Below are 3425 nucleotides of genomic sequence, written 5' to 3'. Positions count from 1 at the left end.
AAGCTTGACGATGACCTACTCTCACATGGGGAGACCCCACACTACCATCGGCGATGTATCGTTTCACTACTGAGTTCGGGAAGGGATCAGGTGGTTCCAATACTCTATTGTCGTCAAGCAAACTGGTATGACTACCCGTCTTAAAGACGTTTAATCAAATGCTTTGGATAAATTCTCTTCGTTCTTACTTTATTACACGTTGTATCAATCAAGTTTGATCGTGCTGTTTACAGCTTTTATCGTACTGTCGTTTGCCTACATGGATGTAGGTATGCGGATATGTCTGGAACATATATCCGCAGATCAGTTTTGGCGTTATATAGTCAAGCCTCACGGGCAATTAGTACTGGTTAGCTCAACGCCTCGCAACGCTTCCACACCCAGCCTATCAACGTTGTAGTCTTCAACGGCCCTACAGAACACTCGAAGTGTTAGTGAGATCTCATCTTGAAAGGGGCTTCCCGCTTAGATGCTTTCAGCGGTTATCCTGTCCGAACATAGCTACCCGGCAATGCCATTGGCATGACAACCGGAACACCAGAGGTTCGTTCACTCCGGTCCTCTCGTACTAGGAGCAACTTTTCTCAAATCTCAAACGCCCACGGCAGATAGGGACCGAACTGTCTCACGACGTTCTAAACCCAGCTCGCGTACCACTTTAAATGGCGAACAGCCATACCCTTGGGACCGGCTTCAGCCCCAGGATGTGATGAGCCGACATCGAGGTGCCAAACACCGCCGTCGATGTGAACTCTTGGGCGGTATCAGCCTGTTATCCCCGGAGTACCTTTTATCCGTTGAGCGATGGCCCTTCCATACAGAACCACCGGATCACTATGACCTACTTTCGTACCTGCTCGACGTGTCTGTCTCGCAGTTAAGCTGGCTTGTGCCATTACACTAACCGCATGATTTCCGACCATGCTTAGCCAACCTTCGTGCTCCTCCGTTACTCTTTGGGAGGAGACCGCCCCAGTCAAACTACCCACCACACAGTGTCCTCGATCCCGATTAGGGACCTGAGTTAGAACCTCAATATTACCAGGCTGGTATTTCAAGATTGGCTCCACGCAATCTGGCGATCACGCTTCAAAGCCTCCCAGCTATCCTACACAAGTAATATCAAAGTCCACTGTGAAGCTATAGTAAAGGTTCACGGGGTCTTTCCGTCTAGCCGCGGGTACGCAGCATCTTCACTGCGATTTCAATTTCACTGAGTCTCGGGTGGAGACAGTGTGGCCGTCGTTACGCCATTCGTGCAGGTCGGAACTTACCCGACAAGGAATTTCGCTACCTTAGGACCGTTATAGTTACGGCCGCCGTTTACCGGGGCTTCGATCATGAGCTTCGCCGAAGCTAACCCAATCAATTAACCTTCCGGCACCGGGCAGGCGTCACACCCTATACGTCCACTTTCGTGTTTGCAGAGTGCTGTGTTTTTAATAAACAGTCGCAGCCACCTAGTATCTTCGACCCCGGACCGCTCAAAGAGCAAGTCTTATCACAGTCCAGGGCGTACCTTCTCCCGAAGTTACGGTACCATTTTGCCTAGTTCCTTCACCCGAGTTCTCTCAAGCGCCTTGGTATTCTCTACCTGACCACCTGTGTCGGTTTAGAGTACGGTTCGCAATTACCTGAAGCTTAGAGGCTTTTCTTGGAAGCAGGGCATCATCGACTTCGGAGACCGTAGTCTCACCGTCATCAGTTCTCAGCCTTAAAGACACCCGGATTTGCCTAAGTGTCAAGCCTACAACCTTAAACCAGGACAACCAACGCCTGGATCGATTAGCCTTCTCCGTCCCCCCATCGCAGTAATTACAAGTACGGGAATATTAACCCGTTTCCCATCGACTACGCTTCTCAGCCTCGCCTTAGGGGCCGACTAACCCTGCCCTGATTAGCATTGGACAGGAACCCTTAGTCTTCCGGCGGGGAGGTTTTTCACCCCCCTTATCGTTACTCATGTCAGCATTCGCACTTGTGATACCTCCAGCAAACTTCTCAGTTCACCTTCGACGGCTTACACAACGCTCCTCTACCGCTCATCATTCGATGAACCCGTAGCTTCGGTGTATGGTTTGAGCCCCGTTATATCTTCCGCGCAGGCCGACTCGACTAGTGAGCTATTACGCTTTCTTTAAAGGGTGGCTGCTTCTAAGCCAACCTCCTAGCTGTCTGGGCCTTCCCACATCGTTTCCCACTTAACCATAACTTTGGGACCTTAGCTGACGGTCTGGGTTGTTTCCCTTTTCACTACGGACGTTAGCACCCGCAGTGTGTCTGCCACGCTGTACTCCACGGTATTCGGAGTTTGCAAAGGGTTGGTAAGTCGGGATGACCCCCTAGCCTTAACAGTGCTCTACCCCCGTGGGTAATACGTGACGCTCTACCTAAATAGATTTCGAGGAGAACCAGCTATCTCCCGGCTTGATTAGCCTTTCACTCCGATCCACAAGTCATCCCCTGGCTTTTCAACGACAGTGGGTTCGGTCCTCCAATTGATGTTACTCAATCTTCAACCTGCTCATGGATAGATCGCCGGGTTTCGGGTCTATACCCAGCAACTGAACGCCCTATTAAGACTCGGTTTCCCTACGGCTCCCCTAGACGGTTAACCTTGCTACTGAATATAAGTCGCTGACCCATTATACAAAAGGTACGCAGTCACAGAACAAGTCTGCTCCCACTGCTTGTACGTACACGGTTTCAGGTTCTATTTCACTCCCCTCACCGGGGTTCTTTTCGCCTTTCCCTCACGGTACTGGTTCACTATCGGTCAACTAGGAGTATTTAGCCTTGGAGGATGGTCCCCCCATGTTCAGTCAAGATATCACGTGTCCCGACCTACTCGATTTCACTGTAAATAAGGTTTTAGATACGGGGCTATCACCCACTATGGCGGCACTTTCCAGAGCCTTCTCCTACCTACATTACAGCTTAAGGGCTGCTCCCCTTTCGCTCGCCGCTACTAAGGGAATCTCATTTGATTTCTTTTCCTCTAGGTACTTAGATGTTTCAGTTCCCTAGGTTTGCCTCTTTAACCTATGTATTCAGTTAAAGATACGACCGAAGTCGTGGGTTTCCCCATTCAGAAATCTACGGGTCAAAGGTTGTTTGCCACCTCACCGTAGCTTATCGCAGGCTACAACGTCTTTCATCGCCTCTAGTTGCCAAGGCATCCACCGTGTACGCTTAGTCGCTTGACTATATAACCCAAAACTTTCTCAATCCCCTTTTGATAAAGACATTGAAAATTTAAGATCATCAAACAACATTACGATATATTTTTAAGTGTTTTCGCACTTGATAAGAACTTGCGTTCTACCGGATCGCGCTTGATTGTTACTATGGTGTTTTTATGAATCATTCGGCTAGGAAGATTCATAAGAACGTTTCAATCATTCAATTAAAATCAAAACCGAAGT

Annotated in this window: 2 rRNA genes; both read right to left on the bottom strand. The window is 49.1% G+C overall.

The annotated features are described in order from the left end of the window. Nucleotides 1–2: 2 nt before the first annotated feature. Nucleotides 3–118 (bottom strand): 5S ribosomal RNA (rrf, locus tag ABWV45_RS15395). Nucleotides 119–319: 201 nt separating this feature from the next. Further along, a 23S ribosomal RNA gene (locus ABWV45_RS15390) occupies nucleotides 320–3206 on the bottom strand. Nucleotides 3207–3425: the final 219 nt, after the last annotated feature.

Source organism: Oceaniserpentilla sp. 4NH20-0058 (assembly GCF_040371755.1).
Taxonomy (GTDB): domain Bacteria; phylum Pseudomonadota; class Gammaproteobacteria; order Pseudomonadales; family Oceanobacteraceae; genus Bermanella.
This window is presented reverse-complemented; position numbering and strand designations above follow the sequence as displayed.